This is a genomic window from Corynebacterium sp. HMSC074A01 (genome assembly GCF_001831515.1).
Classification (GTDB): domain Bacteria; phylum Actinomycetota; class Actinomycetes; order Mycobacteriales; family Mycobacteriaceae; genus Corynebacterium.
On the sequence record NZ_KV825619.1, the window covers coordinates 196,502 to 216,852 of the forward strand.

21 protein-coding genes are annotated in these 20,351 nt (G+C 65.2%); 19 read left to right on the forward strand and 2 right to left on the reverse strand.

Features of this window, described 5'->3' with window-relative positions; all coding sequences use genetic code 11:
- The first annotated feature begins 34 nt into the window (after positions 1–34).
- The 15 genes from HMPREF2550_RS07525 (at position 35) to HMPREF2550_RS07595 (ending at position 15,163) form a co-directional block, all read left to right on the forward strand.
- Positions 35–1,282 (forward strand): protein kinase family protein, encoded by a 1,248-nt coding sequence (locus HMPREF2550_RS07525; RefSeq protein ID WP_070790542.1) that lies wholly within the window; start codon positions 35–37, stop codon positions 1,280–1,282.
- Between the two features lie 61 nt (positions 1,283–1,343).
- Positions 1,344–2,726, forward strand: coding sequence for a replication-associated recombination protein A (locus HMPREF2550_RS07530; protein ID WP_038590859.1), 1,383 nt, complete (start codon positions 1,344–1,346; stop codon positions 2,724–2,726).
- Between the two features lie 90 nt (positions 2,727–2,816).
- Positions 2,817–5,486 carry an alanine--tRNA ligase gene (alaS, locus tag HMPREF2550_RS07535; protein ID WP_070790543.1) on the forward strand — a complete coding sequence of 890 codons (2,670 nt, stop codon included), beginning with the start codon at positions 2,817–2,819 and terminating at the stop codon, positions 5,484–5,486.
- 138 nt (positions 5,487–5,624) lie between these two features.
- Complete coding sequence (gene ruvX / locus HMPREF2550_RS07540; RefSeq protein WP_038590855.1) at positions 5,625–6,119, forward strand: Holliday junction resolvase RuvX; 495 nt, start codon at positions 5,625–5,627, stop codon at positions 6,117–6,119.
- The gene (gene mltG, locus HMPREF2550_RS07545) at positions 6,116–7,267 is read left to right on the forward strand and encodes an endolytic transglycosylase MltG (RefSeq protein ID WP_070790544.1); all 1,152 of its coding nucleotides are present in this window, start codon (positions 6,116–6,118) and stop codon (positions 7,265–7,267) included. The genes ruvX and mltG overlap by 4 nt, the downstream gene beginning before the upstream one ends.
- Positions 7,268–7,279: 12 nt before the next feature.
- Positions 7,280–8,158, forward strand: a complete 879-nt coding sequence (locus HMPREF2550_RS07550) for a shikimate dehydrogenase (RefSeq protein ID WP_070790545.1) — start codon at positions 7,280–7,282, stop codon at positions 8,156–8,158.
- Positions 8,159–8,169: 11 nt separating this feature from the next.
- On the forward strand, positions 8,170–8,592 hold the full coding sequence (locus tag HMPREF2550_RS07555) for a prepilin peptidase (RefSeq protein WP_070790546.1): 423 nt from the start codon (positions 8,170–8,172) through the stop codon (positions 8,590–8,592).
- Between the two features lie 24 nt (positions 8,593–8,616).
- Positions 8,617–9,846 (forward strand): chorismate synthase, encoded by a 1,230-nt coding sequence (gene aroC, locus HMPREF2550_RS07560; protein WP_070790547.1) that lies wholly within the window; start codon positions 8,617–8,619, stop codon positions 9,844–9,846.
- Positions 9,847–9,848: 2 nt separating this feature from the next.
- The gene (locus tag HMPREF2550_RS07565) at positions 9,849–10,430 is read left to right on the forward strand and encodes a shikimate kinase (protein WP_083317079.1); all 582 of its coding nucleotides are present in this window, start codon (positions 9,849–9,851) and stop codon (positions 10,428–10,430) included.
- Positions 10,431–10,454: 24 nt separating this feature from the next.
- Positions 10,455–11,507, forward strand: coding sequence for a 3-dehydroquinate synthase (gene aroB / locus HMPREF2550_RS07570; RefSeq protein WP_070763904.1), 1,053 nt, complete (start codon positions 10,455–10,457; stop codon positions 11,505–11,507).
- A 46-nt stretch (positions 11,508–11,553) separates the two neighbouring features.
- Entirely contained in the window at positions 11,554–11,991 is a 438-nt protein-coding gene (gene aroQ, locus HMPREF2550_RS07575) for a type II 3-dehydroquinate dehydratase (RefSeq protein WP_070790548.1), read from the forward strand.
- 15 nt (positions 11,992–12,006) lie between these two features.
- Positions 12,007–13,098, forward strand: coding sequence for an aminopeptidase P family protein (locus HMPREF2550_RS07580; protein ID WP_070790549.1), 1,092 nt, complete (start codon positions 12,007–12,009; stop codon positions 13,096–13,098).
- Positions 13,099–13,171: 73 nt separating this feature from the next.
- Entirely contained in the window at positions 13,172–13,735 is a 564-nt protein-coding gene (gene efp, locus HMPREF2550_RS07585) for an elongation factor P (RefSeq protein ID WP_070790550.1), read from the forward strand.
- Positions 13,735–14,298 (forward strand): transcription antitermination factor NusB, encoded by a 564-nt coding sequence (nusB, locus tag HMPREF2550_RS07590; protein ID WP_070790551.1) that lies wholly within the window; start codon positions 13,735–13,737, stop codon positions 14,296–14,298. Before efp ends, nusB begins: the two co-directional genes overlap by 1 nt.
- A gap of 22 nt (positions 14,299–14,320) precedes the next feature.
- Positions 14,321–15,163 (forward strand): PPK2 family polyphosphate kinase, encoded by an 843-nt coding sequence (locus HMPREF2550_RS07595; protein ID WP_070763914.1) that lies wholly within the window; start codon positions 14,321–14,323, stop codon positions 15,161–15,163.
- Here the strand turns inward: HMPREF2550_RS07595 and HMPREF2550_RS07600 are convergent.
- Positions 15,160–15,618 (reverse strand): YbjN domain-containing protein, encoded by a 459-nt coding sequence (locus HMPREF2550_RS07600; protein ID WP_070790552.1) that lies wholly within the window; start codon positions 15,616–15,618, stop codon positions 15,160–15,162. The genes HMPREF2550_RS07595 and HMPREF2550_RS07600 overlap by 4 nt on opposite strands.
- Positions 15,608–16,171 carry a YbjN domain-containing protein gene (locus HMPREF2550_RS07605; protein WP_246819784.1) on the reverse strand — a complete coding sequence of 188 codons (564 nt, stop codon included), beginning with the start codon at positions 16,169–16,171 and terminating at the stop codon, positions 15,608–15,610. The genes HMPREF2550_RS07600 and HMPREF2550_RS07605 overlap by 11 nt, the downstream gene beginning before the upstream one ends.
- Before the next feature lie 162 nt (positions 16,172–16,333).
- Between HMPREF2550_RS07605 and pyrR the strand changes: the two genes are divergently transcribed.
- Genes pyrR through carA form a run of 4 tightly spaced genes read left to right on the forward strand, consistent with a single transcriptional unit; the run spans position 16,334 to position 20,339 of the window.
- Positions 16,334–16,903, forward strand: coding sequence for a bifunctional pyr operon transcriptional regulator/uracil phosphoribosyltransferase PyrR (gene pyrR, locus HMPREF2550_RS07610; RefSeq protein ID WP_070763918.1), 570 nt, complete (start codon positions 16,334–16,336; stop codon positions 16,901–16,903).
- A 3-nt stretch (positions 16,904–16,906) separates the two neighbouring features.
- Positions 16,907–17,827: an aspartate carbamoyltransferase catalytic subunit gene (locus tag HMPREF2550_RS07615; RefSeq protein WP_070763920.1), complete on the forward strand. Its 921-nt coding sequence runs from the start codon at positions 16,907–16,909 to the stop codon at positions 17,825–17,827.
- Positions 17,828–19,144 (forward strand): dihydroorotase, encoded by a 1,317-nt coding sequence (locus HMPREF2550_RS07620; protein ID WP_070790553.1) that lies wholly within the window; start codon positions 17,828–17,830, stop codon positions 19,142–19,144.
- A 19-nt stretch (positions 19,145–19,163) separates the two neighbouring features.
- Positions 19,164–20,339 (forward strand): glutamine-hydrolyzing carbamoyl-phosphate synthase small subunit, encoded by a 1,176-nt coding sequence (gene carA, locus HMPREF2550_RS07625; protein WP_141760554.1) that lies wholly within the window; start codon positions 19,164–19,166, stop codon positions 20,337–20,339.
- Positions 20,340–20,351: the final 12 nt, after the last annotated feature.

The following is a 20,351-nucleotide window of genomic DNA, read 5'->3' on the forward strand; positions in this document are numbered from 1 at the left end:
CCAAAAAGGACGAAACCCACAAGGAGGGGTTCGGTTGGACCAGGAGACGATTATCGCCCAGGCGGAGGAAATCCTCACCCGCCGCTACGGGGGTGCGCAGAAGCTGAGCGGGGTGGATCCGCTGAGCGGCTCCGGCTTCGCCCACGTCCTCCGTGCCCGAGTGGCCACCAACCCTTTCCTGCAGCACCGGACTGTGGTGGTGAAGTACTCACCGGAGACGGGTAATGCAGTCGAGGACGCGGCTTTCTTGCGTGAGGTGGTGGCCTACCAGTTCACTACGTCGTTAAGCGAAGAAGCCCGGCCGGGCCCGGTGCTGCTTGGCTACGACGTGGATCAGCGCATCATGATCATCAGCGATTCCGGCGAGGGGGACACGCTCGCCACGCTGTTGGATCACGCGGATGCGGAGAGCCACGTGCAGATCCTGCGCAACTTGGGCACGGCACTCGGGCGGATGCATGCCGGGTCGGCGGGCCGCGAGCACGCCTTCGACGTGCTCTTTGCCCGTGCGGCGAATAGCCGTTCCGGGGCGGAGACCATTCAGCGCCTGCGGGAGCGTCTCCTGGCGCACCGGATCCGCTTCGGCTTAGAGATGCTGGAGGCAAGCGGCATCGACGTGCCGGGAGAGGTGGCGATTACCGCGACGAACGTGCAGTCGCGCCTGTTCAAAGGCGGTTCGCGGGCGTTTACTCCCTTCGACTTGTCGCCGGACAACATCATCTACGCCGACCGCACGCAGTTTTTGGACTACGAGTGGGCGGGTTTTCGGGACGTCTCCTTCGACGTGGCGTTCGTGGTCGCTGGTTTTCCCCTGTACGTCTCCGAGTGGGACTACAACGAGGAGGCCGTCGATGCGTTTATCGACGCCTGGTTGCACGAGATCCGCGACACCTGGCCCGCCTTCCAACACGAGGACACCCTGCAGGCCCGCATCACCGGGGCGATGGTCAGCTGGGCCCTGTCGAGCCTGTCAGTCATGGGACAGTTCTCCCTGGCAGAGCTGGCCGCGCGCGACGAGGCACTGGCCGAGGAGCTTGCTGCAGCGGGTATCGACGTCACTGATCAGGTAGCCGACGGCCAGTCGTCGTCGACACCGCAGGGCGCTGGTCCGGGCATCCTGCGTCCGCAGAGCCAGGGGCCGTTTACCCACGAGGAGGAGCTTGTGCGCCGCGACTTTGAGGAGACCTTTGACGCGCTCGCCGCCTATGCAGGCACGGGCCGGGACACTGCCTACCTAGTCATCGCGGAGTTTGCACGTACCGTAGCGGCGCGCTTTAAGTAGCGCTGCGAAAACTCAAGCGCTTTCAGGCAGAGCGCTTCGACAAAGGAGGAGGTGCGAAAACGTGGCGCAGGAAGACCTTTTCGGCGGTGGTCTCGGCGGTGGTCTCGGCGGGGACGAGGCAGAAACACCGGGCGCGGGGCGTCGCGGCGCAAGCTTCTTCCACGCTGGAGCGACGGCACCGCTGGCCGCGCGGATGCGACCGCGGAGCTTGGACGAGATCGCGGGCCAGACCCACCTGCTGTCAGAGGGCAAACCGCTGCGCAGGCTGGTTGAAGGCTCGGGGGCGGCATCCGTGATCCTCTACGGCCCGCCGGGGACGGGCAAGACCACGATCGCGTCGCTGATTGCGCAGACGATGGAGCAGAACTTCGTCGGGCTTTCCGCGCTGTCCTCCGGGGTCAAAGAGGTCCGCCAGGTCATTGACCAGGCGCGGCGCGACCTCATCCGCGGCGAGAAGACAGTGCTGTTTATCGACGAGGTACACCGCTTCTCCAAAACACAGCAGGACGCACTGCTTGCCGCGGTGGAAAATCGCACGGTGCTGCTGGTTGCGGCGACGACGGAGAACCCGTCGTTTAGCGTGGTGGCCCCGCTGTTGTCGCGCTCGCTGTTGCTCAAGCTGGAGTCGCTGTCGCGGGAAGAGCTGACCAAGGTCATCGACAACGCGGTGACGGCCGAGCGCGGTCTCGCCGGCACCGTCGAACTTGACGAGGAAGCCCGCGAGCAGCTGGTCACGCTCGCCGGCGGCGACGCGCGCCGCGCACTGACTTACCTCGAGGCCGCAGCCGAGGCTGTGCCGCAGGGCGGGCGGATCACCGTCGATACGCTGCGCGAGAACGTCAACCGCGCGGTGGTGCGCTACGACCGTGACGGGGACCAGCACTACGACGTGATCTCCGCGTTTATCAAGTCCATCCGCGGCTCGGACGTGGACGCGGCACTGCACTACCTGGCGCGCATGATCGAGGCCGGCGAAGACCCCCGCTTTATCGCCCGCCGCCTGGTCATCCACGCCTCCGAGGACATCGGGATGGCGGACCCTTCCGCGCTGCAGATCGCCACCGCTGCGGCGAACGCGGTGCAGCTCATCGGCATGCCGGAGGGCCGCCTCCCGCTCGCGCAGGCCACCATCCACCTCGCCACCGCACCGAAGTCGGCGTCGGTGATCCAGTCGATCTCGAAGGCCCAGGCGGACGTTGCCCAGGGCAAGATCGGTGCCGTGCCGCCGCATTTGCGCGACGGCCACTACGAGGGGGCCAAGGCGATGGGAAACGCGGTGGGCTATCAGTACCCGCACGACGATCCGCGCGGCGTGCTCGCACAGCAGTATCTGCCGGATGAGCTGGTGGGCACGGAGTACTACGAGCCCACAGATCACGGCGCGGAGAAGCGGATCAAGGATTTTCTCGGCCGCCTGCGAGGCATTCTGCGAGGCAAGGGCTAGCGCGCTTATCGACGCGCACTGGGTCCTCCGCATACCTCAGGGGTAGAGTAGTCCGGGACAAATTTGCAAGCTTTGAAAGGACACCACCTCGTGCAGACTCATGAGATCCGAGAGCGGTTTACCAACCACTTCGTGAAGGCGGGGCACACCTCCGTGCCAAGCGCGTCGTTGATCTTGGATGACCCGCAGCTGTTGTTTGTCAACGCGGGCATGGTGCCGTTCAAGCCCTATTTCTTGGGCCAGCAGAACCCGCCGTTTGCAAACGGCCTGGCCACCTCTATCCAGAAGTGCGTGCGCACCCTGGACATCGAGGAGGTGGGTATCACCACGCGCCACAACACCTTCTTCCAGATGGCGGGCAACTTCTCCTTCGGCCAGTACTTCAAGGAAGGTGCCATTACTCACGCCTGGGAGCTTTTGACTAGCGCCGTCGAGGACGGCGGCTTCGGCCTTGACCCGGAGCGGTTGTGGGTAACCGTCTACTTGGACGACGACGAGGCCTTTGAGATCTGGCGCGACAAGGTCGGCGTGCCCGCCGAGCGCATCCAGCGAATGGGCATGGAGGACAACTTCTGGTCCATGGGTGTGCCCGGCCCGTGCGGGCCGTGCTCGGAGATCTACTACGATCGCGGCCCCGACTACGGCAAGGAGGGCGGTCCTGCTGTAGATGACAACCGCTACATGGAGATCTGGAACCTCGTGTTCATGGAGTCCATCCGCGGCGAGGGCGACAAGAAGGGCGGCTTCGAGCTGCTCGGCGAGCTGCCGAAGAAGAACATTGATACCGGCCTCGGCATCGAGCGCGTGGCCTGCCTGCTGCAGGGCGTGGACAACGTCTACGAGACGGACCTGCTGCGCCCTGTCATCGACGAGGCGGTGCGCCTGACCGGCACGAAATACGATGCCGGCAAGCATGAGGACGATGTGCGCTTCCGCGTGATTGCGGACCACTCGCGCACCGGCATGATGATCATTCTCGACGGCGTGACCCCGTCGAACGAGGGCCGCGGCTACATCCTGCGCCGCCTGCTGCGCCGCATCGTGCGCTCTGCGCGCCTGCTCGGTGCCGAGGGCAACGTGCTCGAGGTCTTCATGAACACCATCATGGACACGATGACTCCGTCCTTCCCTGAGATCGCGGACAACCGCGAGCGCATCCTGCGCGTGGCGAAAGCCGAGGAGCGTGCCTTCTTGAAGACGCTGGCCTCCGGTACGACTCGTTTCGACGAGGCGGCGGCTGCGCTGCGCGAATCCGGGGCCAAGGTGCTGCCGGGCGAGCAGGCGTTCGAGCTGCACGACACCTACGGTTTCCCCATCGATTTGACCCTGGAGATGGCCCGCGAGGCAGGCCTCGACGTGGACATGGACGCCTTCGACGCGGCGATGCAGGAGCAGCGCGCACGCGCGAAGGCCGATAACAAGGCAAAGAAGCAGGGCAACGTCGATGAGTCCCTCTACCGCGAGTGGGTGGATGCGCACCCGACCGAGTTCGTCGGCTACGACCAGCTCCAGCACGAGGGTACAGTCCTCGGCCTGGTCAGCGGCGGCAAAAAGGTCACCGAGGCGCAGGCCGGCGATGAGGTTGAGGTGATCCTGGACGTCACCCCGATGTACGCCGAGGCAGGCGGCCAGATGGCCGACCGCGGCCGCATCGTGGTCGGCGATACCGTCCTCAACGTCAACGACGTGCAGAAGGTGGGCAAGAAGCTCTGGGTACACAAGGCGACGGTGGCGCAGGGCGGGCTGGACCTCGGCCAGACCGTGACCACCGAGGTGGATGGCGCGTGGCGCCACGGTGCGCGCCAGGCGCACACTGCGACACACCTGATCCACGCCGCGCTGCGCCAGGTGCTTGGCCCGACCGCCGTGCAGGCGGGCTCGCTGAACAAGCCGGGCTACCTGCGCTTCGACTTCAACTACACCGAGCAGCTTACTGACGCGCAGCTGAAAGAGATCGCCACGATCACCAACCAGGCGGTCGACGCGGACTTCGCGGTCAACACCATCGAGACTTCCCTGGACAAGGCGAAGGAGATGGGCGCGATGGCACTGTTCGGCGAGAACTACGGCAACCAGGTCCGCGTCGTCGAAATCGGCGGGCCGTTCTCCATCGAGCTCTGCGGCGGCACGCACGTGGAGCACTCTTCGCAGATCGGCCCGGTGGCCGTACTCGGCGAGTCCTCCGTTGGCTCCGGTGCCCGCCGTATCGAGGCCTACTCCGGTATGCACTCCTTCGACTACTTCTCCAAGGAAGCGGCGCTGGCCTCGGGACTCGCGGCCGAACTGAAGACGCCGACCGAGCAGCTGCCGGAGCGTATCGCCCAGCTCACCGAGCGTCTGCGCGCGGCCGAGAAGGAGATCGAGGCGCTGCACCGCCAGCAGCTGCTCTCGCAGACCTCCGGCCTGGCCGACAAGGCTGAGAGCTGTGGCGAGTTCAAGCTTGTCGCCGTGCAGCTTCCCGACGGCGTGTCCGGCGGCGACATCCGCACCATCGCGCAGGATGTGCGCGCCAAGTTCGGTGCTGAGCCAGCCGTGATCGCGCTTGCCTCCAAGGACGGCGCGAAGGTGCCGTTCGCGGTCGCGGCGAACAAGGAGGCCGTCGCCCGCGGCGTGAAGTCCGGTGACCTGGTCAAGCTCGTCGGCGGCTACATTGACGGCAGGGGTGGCGGCAAGCCGGATCTTGCGCAGGGCTCTGGGTCGAAGCCGGAGGGTATCAACGCCGGTCTGCAGGCGCTGCGAGAGGAACTGGCCAACCGCTAAGGTGGGAATATAACAAAATGGTCAAGGGACACGCCGTGCGCGTGCCCCGGCCTTTTTGTATGGAACCGGTATTTTAGCTGTGAACGCGAGCGTCGAGAAGCGGCAAGCCCCGGCGAGCCGAGCAGATCGGAGAAACTTTTGAAGGTTGAGCCTGACACCCCAGGGGTGGACGACCCGGGTCCGGGGCGGCGCCTTGGCGTTGACGTGGGCACCGTGCGCATCGGGGTCGCGTCCTCTGATCGGGATGCGAAGCTGGCAATGCCGGTGGAGACCGTCAAGCGCGTCACCGGTTTCAAAGACCGCGACGGGGCGGACATTGACCGCCTGGTGGAGCTGACCGAGCAGTACCAGGTGGTCGAGGTGGTCGTTGGGCTGCCTCGGGACTTGCAGGGCAACGGCTCGCGCAGCGTGAAGCATGCCAAGGAGATCGCGTTTCGGATCAATAGGCGCACCGGCTTGCCTGTGCGCATGGCCGACGAACGGCTGACCACGGTGGCCGCAACACACGCGATGCGGGCCTCGGGACGCAGCGAGAAAGCGCAGCGCGACGTGATTGATCAGGCCGCTGCGGTAGAGATTTTGCAGTCGTGGCTGGATGGCCGGCAGAACTATCTAAAGGAGAATGAATCGTGACATCCCGACAGAATGGCCGCCGGCGCACTCGTGGCGTGGCAGTGCTCGTTGCCTCGATTTTGCTCATCATCGGCCTGATTGCCTGGATCGCGGTGGCGCACCAGAACGGTGCCGGCAGTGATTTCCGTGGAAGCGGCAACGGCGAAGAGGAAGTCGTGGAGATCCCCGAGGGCTCGAATATCTCCGCGCTTGGCCCAGAGCTGGAGGAGCGGGGGATCGTTGCTTCCAACAAGGCGTTCCAGTCTGCTGCCGCGGCCGACCCGGACTCCGATAACATCCAGCCGGGCTTCTACCGCCTGGAGGGCGAGATGAGCGCGAAGAGCGCCGTTTCCGCGCTGCTGGACCCGAACAATAAGGTCACGCCCCTGCAGGTGTACGGCGGCGCGACGCTGATGGACATCCAGGTCGTCGGCGGCCAGACCCGCCACGGCATCCTGACCATGATCCAGGACGTGACCTGCGGCGGGAACGCCACGCACGATTGCGTGGACGTCGAGCGCCTGCAGCACGTCGCCGCTGAGGCGGACGCGGCAAGCCTCGGGGTGCCCGAGTGGGCCCGCGAAGTGGTCGACGGCCGCAAGGGTGACGCGAAGCGCCTCGAGGGTCTGATCGTGCCGGGCGAGTACATCATTGATCCGGGCGCGACCGCGGAGCAGATCCTCACCGACCTGGTGACCCGCTCGACCAAGGTGTACGAGTCCACCGATATCGAAGCACGCTCCGAGAAGGTGGGGCTGAGCCCCTACGAGCTCGTCGTCGCTGCCTCCCTGGTCGAGCGCGAGGCTCCGGCCGGCGAGTTCGACAAGGTGGCGCGAGTGATCCTCAACCGCCTGGACAAGCCGATGCGCCTGGAGTTCGACTCGACGGTGAACTACGGGCTGGAGCAGGTCGAGGTCGCGACCACCGACGAGGACCGTGAGCGGGTCACCCCGTGGAACACGTACGCGATGGACGGGCTGCCGCAGACGCCGATCGCCTCGCCGTCAGTGGAGGCCATCGATGCGATGGAGCACCCGGCCGAGGGTAACTGGCTGTTCTTCGTCACTGTGGATAAGGACGGCACGACGGTGTTCAACGACACCTTCGAGCAGCACCAGGAAGACACCCGCCGCGCCATCGACTCCGGCGTGCTGGATTCGCGTCGCTAGGGGGAGTTGCTGATGGAGAAGGAAGCAGGAGTGCCGCGCACCGTCCGGCACCGTGCGGCGGTGCTGGGCTCGCCAATCGCGCACTCGCTCTCGCCGGTGTTGCACCACGCAGGATATAAGGCGGCGGGACTGGACGATTGGGTCTACGAGCGGATTGAGTGCGCCGCCGAGGATTTGCCGTCCATCGTCGGCGAGGCTGCGCCGGAGTACCGCGGCTTTTCCGTCACCATGCCCGCGAAGTTCGCGGCACTGGAGTTCGCCACTGAGGTCACGCAGCGCGCCCGCGCGATCGGCTCGGCCAACACGCTCGTGCGCACCAGCGAGGGCTGGCGCGCGGACAACACCGACTGCGAGGGAATCCACACCGCGCTGAAGGCGCTGCTTGGCGACGAACCGCCCACGCGTGCCCTAGTTATCGGCGCTGGTGGGACGGCCCGCCCCGCGCTGTGGGCACTGCAGCAGCAGGGGGTAAGCGAGATTGTGGTGGTCAACCGTTCGGACCGCTCCGCAGAGGTGGCCGAGCTGGTCAGTGGGGTAAAGACCCGCTTTGTCGACTTTTCGGCGGACCTGTTCGCGCTCTCAGCATGGGCGGACGTGATCGTCTCAACCGTGCCCGCCGCTGGCGTGGAGCCTTACGCGCCGCAGTTGGGGCATGCGCCGGTGCTGGATGTGATCTATGACCCGTGGCCGACCCCGTTGGCGGTGCGCGCCTCCGCGAATGGGTACCCCACCGTCGGCGGGCTGACCATGCTGGCCGGACAGTCTTACTCACAGTTCGAACAGTTCACGGGCGTCGCCGCGCCGCGCACCGCGATGCGGGAGGCGCTGTTTGCGCACTGGGAGGCTTCGCACGCAGAGAGTGCGCAGGACAGGGACCAGGACAGCGACTAGGCTTTGCCCCCATGGGGAATGGGGGACTTTACATCTTCGCGCTGTGCATCTTCGCCGTCTGGAGCGCGGCGCTATGCGCATCTGATATGCGGTGGCGAAGGCTACCGAATCCACTGACCGTGCCGCCCGCGCTTGCGTGCCTGCTGGTTTGCATAACCGCGCCGGTACTTGCATGGGGGCTGGTGTGGCCAGCGCTGTACTTCGTGGCGGGCAAGGGGATAGGCGGCGGCGACGTCAAGCTTGCAGTGACACTGGGGGTTGTACTCATGGCGCTCGGCGGGCTCGGCGCAGTACTCGTCGCGGTGGCGCTTTCCGGAGCTGCGACGGTGGTGCTCGGGCTTGCCTTACGTCTGCCCAGACTTGCGCACGGGCCGCAAATGCTGGGTGCGGCCTGGGCGGTGGGAACGTTTGTTGGGCTAAACGGCTCAGTTTGAGCCAGCGTGTGAGACAATGCGTGCATGCTTCGTTGGACAACCGCTGGGGAATCCCATGGACAGGCGCTCATCGCGCTGATTGAGAACATGCCCTCAGGTGTGCCGATCACCGAAGAGGAGATCGCTCACCACCTTGCGCGTCGCCGGCTGGGGTACGGCCGCGGTGCGCGCATGAAGTTTGAGGCCGACGCGCTCACGCTGCTCACCGGCATCCTGCACGGCCGCACGCTGGGCAGCCCGATCGCCATCCAGATTGGGAACACGGAGTGGCCGAAGTGGACCACGATTATGTCGCCGCACCCGCTGGATATGGATGACCCGGAGGTGGCAAAGGCCATGTCCTCGGGGCGCGGTGCGAAGCTGACCCGCCCGCGGCCCGGCCACGCGGATTTCGCGGGCATGCTCAAGTACGGTTTCGACTCGGCACGCCCGGTGCTCGAGCGCTCTTCTGCCCGCGAGACAGCGGCAAGGGTCGCCGCCGCCGCGGTGGCGCGTTCCTTCCTGCGCGAGACGCTCGGGGTGGAGGTTTTTTCGCACGTAATCTCGATCGGGGAGTCGACACCCGCTGCGGGAGACCTTCCCACCTTTGCAGACATTGAGGCCATTGACGCCTCGCCGGTCCGCGCCTTCGATTCGGAGGCGGAGGCCTCGATGATCTCGTGCATCGAGGATGCGAAGAAGTCCGGCGACACGCTCGGCGGCGTCGTCGAGGTCATTGTCGACGGACTGCCGATCGGGCTGGGCTCGCACATCTCTGGCGAGCACCGCCTGGACGCCCAGCTGGCCGCCGCGTTGATGGGCATCCAGTCGGTGAAGGGCGTGGAGATCGGCGACGGTTTCGAAGAGGCGCGCAGGCGCGGCTCGGCCGCGCACGACGAGATGGTGCGCGACGAGACGGGTGTGCACCGCCTGACCAACCGCGCTGGTGGCCTGGAGGGCGGCATGACCAACGGCGAGCAGCTGCGCGTCCGTGCGGCCCTGAAACCGATTTCCACCGTGCCGCGCGCGCTGAAGACCGTGGACATGCGTAGCGGTGAGCCGGCGACGGGCATCCACCAGCGCTCGGACGTGTGCGCGGTGCCTGCCGGCGGCGTTGTGGCCGAGGCGATGGTGGCGCTCGTGCTCGCCCGCGCGGTGTTGGAGAAGTTCGGCGGCGATAGCCTGGAGGAGACAAAGCGTAACGTCGAGGCGTACAAGGAAGCAGTCGAGCGTCGATTAGCTTTCGAGCAAGACGGGGCGGAAGAAGGGCAGTAGCGATGACGCACACAGATCAGGGCGTGACCACGGTGCCGGAGGAGGCGCAAGCGAATTCAGCGGTCGTCGCATCGGCGCCGCGCGTCGTACTTGTCGGCCCGCCGGGTGCTGGCAAGTCCACCATTGGCAGGCGCATTGCCAGCGCGCTGAACTTGCCGATCGTGGATAGTGACCTGCTGATCGAGCAGGCGCATGGCAAGGCCTGCGGCGAGATTTTCAGCGAGCTCGGGGAGGAGCGATTCCGCGAGCTGGAAGCCGGGTGCGTGGCCCAGGCGCTGGCTACCGGCGGGGTTGTCAGCCTCGGCGGCGGTGCCGTGCTCACCCCGTCGACGCGTCAGCTGTTGCAGCGCCACACCGTGGTGTGGATCGATGTGACTGCGGAGGAGGGCATCCGCCGTACCGCGGGCTCGACGTCGCGCCCGGTGCTGCAAGCCGATGACCCGGCGCAGCACTACCGCGACCTGCTGGCCACGCGCGAGCCTTTCTACCGCGAGGTTGCGAACTACCGGGTGCGGACGGATTCCCGGCCGCCGCAGCGTGTGGTGGCCGAGGTGCTCAGCATCATCGAATCAACCGAGGAATAGTTTTTACCCACCCAAGGAGCAACCATGGCCACAGTGCAGGTAACTGGAGCAGACCCGTACACCATCCACATCGGGTACGACACCATTCGCGACGTTGCGGCGCGGGTGAAAGAAATCGGCGCGCGCAAGGCAGCGATCGTGCACCAAGGGCCGCTGCAGGCGGTAGCGCGTTCCATCGCGCAAGACCTTGAGGGCGAAGGCCTTGCCGCAGTGCTGGCACCGATCCCGGACGCGGAGGCAGGCAAGTCGCTGGAGACCGCAAGCGGGCTCTGGGATCTGGTCGGCGAGCACGGCTTCTCCCGCCAGGATGTGATCATCGGTCTGGGCGGCGGCGCGGCCACAGACATCGCCGGGTTCATCGCCGCGACGTGGATGCGTGGCATCAAAGTCATCCAGGTGCCGACCACGCTTTTGGCCATGGTGGATGCCGCGGTCGGTGGCAAGACGGGCATCAACACCTCGGTGGGTAAGAACCTCGTCGGCGCGTTCCACGAACCGGATTCGGTGTTCATCGACCTCGAGCGCATTTACACCCTGCCGCAGGAGGAGATTGTTTCGGGCTCCGCTGAGCTGGTCAAGACCGGTTTTATCGCCGACCCGAAGATCTTGAAGCTGTACCGCGCCGGCGCGGACGCGCACTGGGCGGAGTTGGTTGAGCGCTCCGTGGCGGTCAAGGCCGCCGTGGTCAGCCGCGATCTCAAAGAGTCGGGCCTGCGCGAGATCCTCAACTACGGGCATACGCTCGGCCACGCGATTGAGCGCCGCGAGAACTACACCTGGCGCCACGGCAATGCGGTGGGGGTAGGCATGATGTTCGCCGCGCACTTGGCGCACAATCGCGGGCTTATCGACGACTCCCTGCTCGCTCTCCACCACGAAGTGCTCACCGCAGTCGGCCTCCCAACCACCTACGAGGCGGGCGCTTTCGACGAGCTGTACGAGGCGATGACGCACGACAAGAAGAACCGCGACGGACAGATCCGCTTCGTGGTGCTGAACAAGCTCGGCTCGTGTACCCGTCTGGAGGACGCAACGGTCGAGGAAATGCGCGCGGCCTACGACGCGATTGCAGAGTAGCGCGCTCACACACAGGGCAAGGCTTCTAGGAAGGGACGTAAAAGCGATGAAGATTTTGGTGCTCAACGGACCCAACTTGAACCGGCTGGGCAAGCGTCAGCCGGAGATCTATGGGCACGCAACGCTCGCAGACGTGGAGCGCCAGCTTCAGGCGCGCGCGGAGGAGCTCGACGTGGAGGTTGAGCTGCGCCAGACCAACCACGAGGGCGAGATGCTCGAATGGGTCCACGAGGCGGCAGAGGCGGGCCTGCCCATCATTATCAACCCCGGCGGCTGGACGCACACCTCGGTGGCGCTGCGCGACGCCTTGGTGGAGCTGACCGACCACCACGGCTTCATCGAGCTGCACATTTCCAACGTGCATGCCCGCGAGCCTTTCCGGCACCACTCGTACCTGTCACCCATTGCTAAGGGCGTGATCGCCGGGCTGGGCACCCAGGGCTACCTGCTCGCACTTGAATACTTTGCACAGACCGAAAGCTAAGGTTTGGAGGAACACATGTCACTGGCTGATACTCGTTTTGAAACGCGGCGTCGGAAGCTTGCCTCCGCACTGGCCGCGAAGCGGATTGACGACGTGCTGATCACGCACCTCACGCACGTGCGCTACCTTTCGGGTTTTAGCGGCTCCAACGGCGCGCTGCTGGTGTCGAAGGACCGCACGGCAAAGATCGCCACGGACGGGCGCTACACCACCCAGATTGGTGAGGAAGTGCCCGACATCCCCGCGACCATTACCCGCAAGGTGGCCGAGGAGCTGCTGGCGCAGGTGGTCGAGGGCCACCGCGTGGGCTTCGAGGCGGACTACCTCAGCGTGAGCCAGCTCGAGGTGCTGAAGAAGGCATGCCCGGAAGACGTCACCCTGGTGCCGGTGTCCGGTGCGGTGGAAGACATCCGCCTGACCAAGGACGTCCTCGAGCTGCACCGTCTGGAGGAGGCCGCAGCGCTCGCCACCGAGGCGCTCGAGCAGCTTATCGACGCCGGCGAGCTCGCCGCGGGCCGCAGCGAGCGCGACATTGCCGCGGACCTGGAGTACCGCATGCGCAAGCTCGGCGCGGAGCGTCCCAGCTTTGACACGATCGTCGCCTCCGGGCCGAACTCTGCGAAGCCGCACCACGGCGCAAGTGAGCGCATCGTGCAGGAAGGCGAGCTGGTGACCATCGACTTTGGCATGCACCGCCTCGGGTTCAACTCCGATATGACCCGCACCTTTGCCATCGGCGAGCCGAATGAGTTCCTGCGCGAGATCTACGAGGTCACCCTGGCGTCCCAGCAGGCAGGTGTGCGCGCCGCGGTGGCGGGATCCAAGCTTGTCGACGTCGACGCGGCCTGCCGCACAGTGATCGAAGAGGCAGGCTACGGCGAGTACTTCGTACACTCCACCGGTCACGGCGTGGGCCTTGACGTTCACGAGGCCCCGTACGCCTCGACGACGGGCAAGGGCGAGCTGCGCGAAGCGATGACGCTGACCATCGAGCCGGGTATCTACGTGCCTGGCAAGGGCGGGGTGCGTATTGAGGACACGCTGATCATCACCTCTGGGGCACCGAAGGTGATCACGCAGTACCCTAAGGAACTGACTGTGCTGTAGCATTGTTGTGTTTGCACACGCTTTGCTGAAGTATTCAGCGGCACTTTCATGAAGGATTAGAGGAAGGTTTCACGTGGCAACTACCGCCGATTTTAAGAACGGGCTCGTACTCAAGAACGAGGGCAAGCTCCAGCAGATCATTGAGTTCCAGCACGTCAAGCCGGGCAAGGGCCCTGCATTCGTGCGCACCAAGCTCAAGGACGTCGTCACCGGCAAGACCGTGGACAAGACGTGGAACGCTGGTGTGAAGGTAGAGACCGCGAACGTTGACCGCCGCGACATGACCTACCTGTACAACGACGGCACCGCCTACGTCGTGATGGACGATAAGACCTACGAGCAGTTCGAGCTGCCGGCCGACAAGTTCGGCGAGGCGGCGCGTTTCCTGCTGGAGAACATGCGCGTGCAGGTTTCTTTCCACGATGGTGAGGCGCTGTTCGCCGAGCTGCCGATCTCGGTGGACCTGAAGATCGAGCACACCGAGCCGGGCCTGCAGGGCGACCGTTCCTCCGGTGGCACCAAGCCGGCAACGCTGGAGACCGGTGCGGAGATCCAGGTGCCGCTGTTCCTGGACACCGGCAACGTGGTCAAGGTAGACACCCGCACGGGTGAGTACCTCTCCCGCGTGAGCAACTAATGGCGGACTTTAAGCGCCACGGAGCCCGCTACCGCGCACGTCGTCGCGCGGTAGACATCCTCTTTGAGGCGGAAACGCGCGACGTTGATCCGGTCGCGATTGTTGAAGACCGCGTCGAACTGGCGAAGAACCCGCAGAACTCAGTCGCGCCCGTCGCCGAGTACACGCAGCAAATCGTGGCCGGTGCCGCTGAGCAGCTCGACGACCTGGATGACGCGATTGAGCGCTTCTTGGTCGACGACTGGGAGCTGTCCCGCCTGCCAGCGGTGGATCGCCAGATCTTGCGCGTGTGCGCCTGGGAGATCATGTTCAACGACGCGGTCGACGCGCCAATCTCCATCAAGGAGGGCGTGGAAATGGCCGCGGAGTATTCCGCCGCGCAGGCTGCGCCCTACATCAACGTGGTGCTCGACGGGGTCGCGCAGCGCGGACTCCCGGAGGCACCCTTCGCGGAGGAAGATGACGCAGAGCCAGCCCAAAGCGCAGATGACGCGCAGCGAATCGTGACCGAGACGGTGGCCGAGGCCGCTGTCCCGCCCGCGGCGAGCCCGCAGGAACCCTAAAAGCACCGCAAGGACACACCCAATGGCAAAGGTTTCCATCGAAGAAGCACAGGCCTTCAAGGTCGGCCCGGATTTCCAGATCGACGATGTGGACCCGGCAGCCACCCCGGGCGTCAAAGACGTGGGGGAGGCCTTCGAAAAGTTCGACGATGAGCTTGGCGTGCTGCAGAAGAAGCTCTATGCCAACGGGCGCGCGGGCACGCCGGGGACCGGCTCGGTGCTCTTGGTGCTCCAGGGGATGGATACTGCGGGCAAGGGCGGGATCATCCGCCACGTCATCGGCGGGACGATGGACCTGCAGGGCGTGCACATCAAGGCCTTCGGCGCGCCGACTGAAGAGGAAGCCGAGCACGACTTTCTGTGGCGGATCGCCCCGCACCTGCCGGAGCCTGGCCAAATCAGCGTGTTCGACCGCTCCCACTACGAGGACGTGCTGGTCCAGCGGGTCAAGCAGATGGCACCGCCGGAGGAGATCGAGCGCCGCTACGGCGCGATCGTGGACTTTGAGGAGAAGGCTGCGGCGCAGGGCACGAAGATCATCAAGGTCATGCCGCATATCTCGCGCGAGTTCCAGGCGGAAAACCTGCGCGAGCGCATCGAGAACCCGGAGAAGCACTGGAAGTACAACCCGGGCGACATCGATGACCGGAAGTTGTGGACGCAGTACATGGCCGCGTACCAGATTGCGTTGACGCGCACGTCGACAGATACCGCCCCCTGGTACTGCATCCCCTCCGACAACAAGAAGTACTGCCGCACCGTGGTCAAGACGCTGCTTGTCGACGCGCTCAAGCAACTCGATCCACAGTGGCCCGCCGCCGACTTTGACCCGGCGACGGAGCTTGCGCGGCTAGAGAACTCTTAGCTCTCCGTTTCCTGGGCGGCCTCGCGGGCCGAGGTGATTTCCTCGATCAGGGCGTGCATTGCGTCCTGGCCGCGCATCAGCCCGTCGAGGCTGCGCTTGAGGGCGCTGGAGAGCTGCTCGTCGGTCATGCCGGCAGCGACCTGGTTCTCCGACTCCGTGCGGATAATCAGCGTGTCCGCCTTGTTGACAACAAGCGCGCGAGCGTCCAAGAAAGAGGAGTTGACCTGGTTTGCAGCCAGGTACACGGTGGGGTCCGGCGTATCGGACGGCGTTTCCGTTGCGGCGTCGGCGCGCGCGATGAGCACCGAGTCCAGCAGGACGAACAGCACGTTGTAGCCGTTGATGTTGGCATGCGCGGCGCGGCCGGAGGCGTCGGTCTGCACGGTGACGTCGAGGTCTGCGAGCGCGTCCACGACGCGGTCGATGGTGACCAGTTGTGTTGTATTAGTGCTCATCGTGCGGATCCTCCCAAGTGACGAGGGTGGGGAATGAAGTGGCCAAGAAGACGAAGGCCTGCAGCGTGGTGTCGATCGAGCTCATGATGAACGCACCGAGCTGGTTGTAGGATGCGCCGTGCGTGATGTCAAGCGTGCGGATCGCGCTAATCGCCAGGTGGTCTTCGCCCTGCTCGAAGAATCGCAGGGTGGGCGCGAAGTGCGTCTGGTTGTGCTCGTTGGTGGCGAGCAGGATGTGCGAGGCCATGTCCTTCGGAATCTTTCCGCGCCAGAGCGACTCGAAGATGAGGTGGTCGCTGTCGAATGCCACCACGATGGCGGCGTTGATGAAGCCGGAGCGCACCGTGCCGTCCTCGACGCGGTGCTCGAGGCCCTCGGCGCTGAAGATCTCGGCGACGGCCTCCGGGGTCACCTCCTTGAGCTCGTTGTTGGAGTCAGCCTGCGCTGCGGCGTTGACCTCGGCGACGGTCTCCGCGTCCGGGGCGCTCGGAAGCTCGGCCCCGTCCGCAGCTGACTGGGACGCGTGTGGGGGTGTCGTGTTGTTGCTACTCACACAGACGACTGTACCTGCCACGCTTCGTCACGCGAGTGAGGCATAAGTGCTAAAATGCTGGGCAGTCTCAACAATCTTTCAGACCGGGACTCGGCCCGCAGTACGCGGGTTTTGCACAAGCATCCTTTAAATTCCGCACTGTGAGGCGGGGAAGGAGGCGAGATGAGTGGAGATACCCGCACGACGGTGGAGCTGCTAAGCGCAGACGACGTCGCGCGCACGATCGCACGCATTGCGCACCAGATAATTGAAAAGACGGCGCTGGACACAGCATCGCAAGATGGTACCGCGCCCGTGCAGCTGCTCGGCATTCCCTCCGGGGGTGTGCCCTTGGCGCAGCGCATCGCGGCAGCTATTGAGGAATTCTCCGGGGTGAGCGTGCCCGTCGGTAGCCTCGATGTCACCCTGTACCGCGATGACTTGCGCGACAAGCCGCACCGCGCGCTGCGCCCGACCAGCATTCCTGCACCGCTCGATGGGGCGACGGTGGTGCTCGTCGATGATGTGCTGTACTCGGGGCGCACGATCCGCGCTGCCCTGGACTCGCTGCGCGACATCGGGAGGGCAGAGACGATTCAGCTTGCCGTGCTGGTTGACCGTGGGCACCGCCAGCTGCCCATCCGCGCAGACTATGTGGGCAAGAACATCCCGACCGCGTTGAGCGAGGACGTGACCGTCACACTCACGCCGATCGACGCCGTTGACGCGGTCACGCTGCACCGGGAGGCATAAGAGATGAAACACCTCATTGATATTGCAGACCTAAGCCGGGACGAGGCGCTTGCCATCATGGACGAGGCCGACCGCTTCAAGGAGGCCCTAGACGGCCGCGAGATCAAGAAGCTGCCCACACTGCGGGGCCGCACCATCTTCACCCTGTTCTACGAGAACTCCACCCGCACCCGCTCCTCGTTTGAGACAGCGGGCAAGTGGATGAGCGCAGACGTGATTAATATCTCCGCGTCCAGTTCCTCGGTGAAGAAGGGCGAATCGCTCAAAGATACGGCGCAGACGGTCGAGGCCGTCGGCGCGGACGCGATCGTGGTGCGCCACCCGGCTTCGGGTGCGGCGCAGCTGCTGAAGCAGTGGCTGCCGGGCACTTCGATCATTAACGCAGGTGACGGCAAGCACCAGCACCCCACGCAGGCCTTGTTGGACGCGGTGACCATGCGCCAGCGCATCGGCGAGATCGCCGGGCGCAAGGTGGTCATCGTGGGCGACATCGTGCACTCGCGCGTGGCGCGCTCGAACGTCGACCTGCTCCACCTGTTGGGCGCGGAAGTCGTGCTCGTGGCTCCGCCGACGCTTTTGCCCACTGGGGTGGAGCACTGGCCGGCGCGCGTGGCCTACGACCTGGACGCCGAGATTGCGGATGCGGACGTGGTGATGATGCTGCGCGTGCAGGCCGAGCGCATGCACGGCGGGTTCTTCCCCTCGCACCGCGAGTACGCCACCCTCTACGGCTTGAGCACGCAGCGCGCCAACCGGATGAAAGAAGGCGCGATCATCATGCACCCGGGCCCGATGTTGCGCGGGATGGAAATCAACTTTGCTGTTGCGGAGCGCGACAACACCGCGGTGCTGCAGCAGGTCACCAATGGCGTCTACACCCGCATGGCCGTGCTGTTTACGCTGCTTGTGGGAGAGGAAGAGTAAATGGGAAAGCTCGTAATCAAAAACGTCCGTCCCTACGGTGAGGACGAGGTGCAGCTGCTTATCGACGGCGGCGTGATCCAAGCCATCGGTAAAGACCTCGGCCTCGATGAGACAGATGAGTCCTTCGAGGTCATTGACGCCGGCGGCAAGGTGTTGCTGCCGGGCCTGGTGGATATGCACGTCCACCTGCGCGAGCCGGGACGCGAGGACACGGAAACCATTGCCACCGGCTCCGATGCGGCAGCCAAGGGCGGGTTTACCGCGGTGTTCACCATGGCGAACACCAGCCCCGTGATCGACCAGCCTTTCCTCGCCGACGCGGTGTGGGAAAAGGGCCAGGCCTACGGCAAGTGCGACGTCTACCCGGTCGGTGCGATCACGCAGAACCTGGAAGGCACACAGCTCAGCGAGATCGGGCTGATGAGCCAAGGACACGTCCGCATGTTCTCCGACGACGGCAAGTGCGTCAACGACCCGCAGGTCATGCGCCGCGCGGTCGAATACGCGAAGGCCTACGACGTCCTGCTCGCCCAGCACGCCGAAGACCACCGCATGACCGCGGACGCGGTCGCCCACGAGGGCGAGACCGCGGCCCGGCTGGGCTTGGGCGGTTGGCCGCGCGTGGCGGAGGAATCCGTCGTCGCCCGCGACGTAATCATGACCCGCGACTACGGCGGCCGCCTGCACATCTGCCACGCCTCGACCGAGGGCACAGTCGAGCTGCTGCGCTGGGCAAAGGAACAGGGCATCAGCGTCAGCGCCGAGGCGACCCCGCACCACCTGCTGCTTACCGACGAGAAACTCGAGACCTACGACGGCGTCTACCGCGTCAACCCGCCGCTGCGCGAGCAGCGCGACACGATCGCGCTGCGCGACGCGCTGCTTGACGGCACGATCGACGTGGTGGCCACCGACCACGCCCCGCACGGCTCCGAGGACAAGTGCGTGGAGTTCGAGCACGCCAAGCCCGGCATGCTGGGCCTGGAGACCTCGCTGCCGATCATCGCGCAGGTCTTCGTGGAGTCCGGTCTGGCGGACTGGCGCTTCGTGGCGAAGGTGATGAGCGAGCGCCCCGCCGAGATCCTGCGCCTTGCAGACCAGGGCCGCCCGATCGCGGAAGGGGAGCCGGCCAACCTGGTGCTCGTCGACCCGGGTAAGGCGTGGACCGTCGAGGGCGAGAAGCTGCGCTCCAAGGCGTCGAACACCCCGTACGAGGGCACGGAATTTGCCACCAGCATCGCGTTGACGATGCTGCGCGGCGAGGTGACCTACCGGGCCGGCGAGACTGAGACCGAAACCACAACCAGCACGAAGTAGTTCAAGTAAGGAAGCAATCATGACTGAATCTCGAATCCCTGCGGCCCTCGTGCTTGGCGACGGTCACGTTTACCGCGGCTACGCCTTCGGCGCCGTCGAGCCCGACAGCGACATCGACCCTGTCTACGGGGAAGCCGTGTTTACCACCGGGATGACCGGCTACCAGGAGACCATGACGGATCCCTCGTACCACCGCCAGATCGTGGTGATGACGGCACCGCAGATCGGCAACACCGGCTGGAACGACGAGGACAACGAGTCCCGCGACGGCCGCATTTGGGTCGCTGGCCTGATCGTGCGCGATCTTTCCAAGCGCGTATCGAACTGGCGCGCCGAGCGCACGCTGGAGGAGGAGATGCGTGCCCAGGGCATCGTGGGCATATCCGGAATTGATACGCGCAGCGTGGTCCGCCACCTGCGCAACGAGGGTTCCGCGCCGGCGGGCCTGTTCGTGGGGGAGGCGTCGCAAAGCGATGTCCAAGACTTGGTGGCGAAGGTCAACGAGCAGCCGACCATGGCTGGCGCGGACCTTTCTGCCCAGGTCAGCACTGATGCGCCCTACACCATTGAGGCGGTGGGCGAGAAGCGGTTTACCGTCGTGGCCTACGACATGGGTATCAAGTCCGCCACCCCGAACCACCTGGCCCAGCGCGGCGTGGAGACGATCGTCGTGCCGGCGAACACCCCCTTCGAGGACATTGCGCAGTACTCGCCGGACGGCGTGTTCATCTCCAACGGCCCGGGCGACCCGGCGACCGCGGACGAGATGGTTGCGATTACCCGCAAGATTCTCCAGGAGAAGCTGCCGCTGTTTGGCATTTGCTTTGGCAACCAGATCCTCGGCCGCGCGCTCGGGCTTGACACGTACAAGCTGAAGTTCGGCCACCGCGGCGTCAACGTGCCGGTGAAGAACCACCTGACCTCCAAGATCGACATCACCAGCCAGAACCATGGCTTCGCGCTCGCCGCGCCCGAGGGCGTTGGTGCTGGCCAGACCTTCGACACCGAGTTCGGTCCGGCCGTGATCACGCATACCTGCCTTAACGACGACGTCGTGGAGGGCGTGGCGCTGGAAAACGGGATGGCGTACTCGGTGCAGTTCCACCCGGAGTCGGCCGCCGGCCCGCACGATGCGAACCCGCTCTTCGACCAGTTCATCGCGCTGATGAATGAGCACAGCCCGAACGCAAAGTAACCAGGAAGAACG

Bases quoted from the DNA above. Each gene is read 5' to 3' on its own strand.
- pyrR (WP_070763918.1), top strand. From the start codon at position 16,334: ATGAGTGGAGATACCCGCACGACGGTGGAGCTGCTAAGCGCAGACGAC.
- HMPREF2550_RS07565 (WP_083317079.1), top strand. From the start codon at position 9,849: ATGACGCACACAGATCAGGGCGTGACCACGGTGCCGGAGGAGGCGCAA.
- aroC (WP_070790547.1), top strand. From the start codon at position 8,617: ATGCTTCGTTGGACAACCGCTGGGGAATCCCATGGACAGGCGCTCATC.
- aroQ (WP_070790548.1), top strand. From the start codon at position 11,554: ATGAAGATTTTGGTGCTCAACGGACCCAACTTGAACCGGCTGGGCAAG.
- aroB (WP_070763904.1), top strand. From the start codon at position 10,455: ATGGCCACAGTGCAGGTAACTGGAGCAGACCCGTACACCATCCACATC.
- HMPREF2550_RS07620 (WP_070790553.1), top strand. From the start codon at position 17,828: ATGGGAAAGCTCGTAATCAAAAACGTCCGTCCCTACGGTGAGGACGAG.
- HMPREF2550_RS07595 (WP_070763914.1), top strand. From the start codon at position 14,321: ATGGCAAAGGTTTCCATCGAAGAAGCACAGGCCTTCAAGGTCGGCCCG.
- HMPREF2550_RS07580 (WP_070790549.1), top strand. From the start codon at position 12,007: ATGTCACTGGCTGATACTCGTTTTGAAACGCGGCGTCGGAAGCTTGCC.
- HMPREF2550_RS07600 (WP_070790552.1), bottom strand. From the start codon at position 15,618: ATGAGCACTAATACAACACAACTGGTCACCATCGACCGCGTCGTGGAC.
- HMPREF2550_RS07550 (WP_070790545.1), top strand. From the start codon at position 7,280: ATGGAGAAGGAAGCAGGAGTGCCGCGCACCGTCCGGCACCGTGCGGCG.
- HMPREF2550_RS07615 (WP_070763920.1), top strand. From the start codon at position 16,907: ATGAAACACCTCATTGATATTGCAGACCTAAGCCGGGACGAGGCGCTT.
- carA (WP_141760554.1), top strand. From the start codon at position 19,164: ATGACTGAATCTCGAATCCCTGCGGCCCTCGTGCTTGGCGACGGTCAC.
- nusB (WP_070790551.1), top strand. From the start codon at position 13,735: ATGGCGGACTTTAAGCGCCACGGAGCCCGCTACCGCGCACGTCGTCGC.
- HMPREF2550_RS07555 (WP_070790546.1), top strand. From the start codon at position 8,170: ATGGGGAATGGGGGACTTTACATCTTCGCGCTGTGCATCTTCGCCGTC.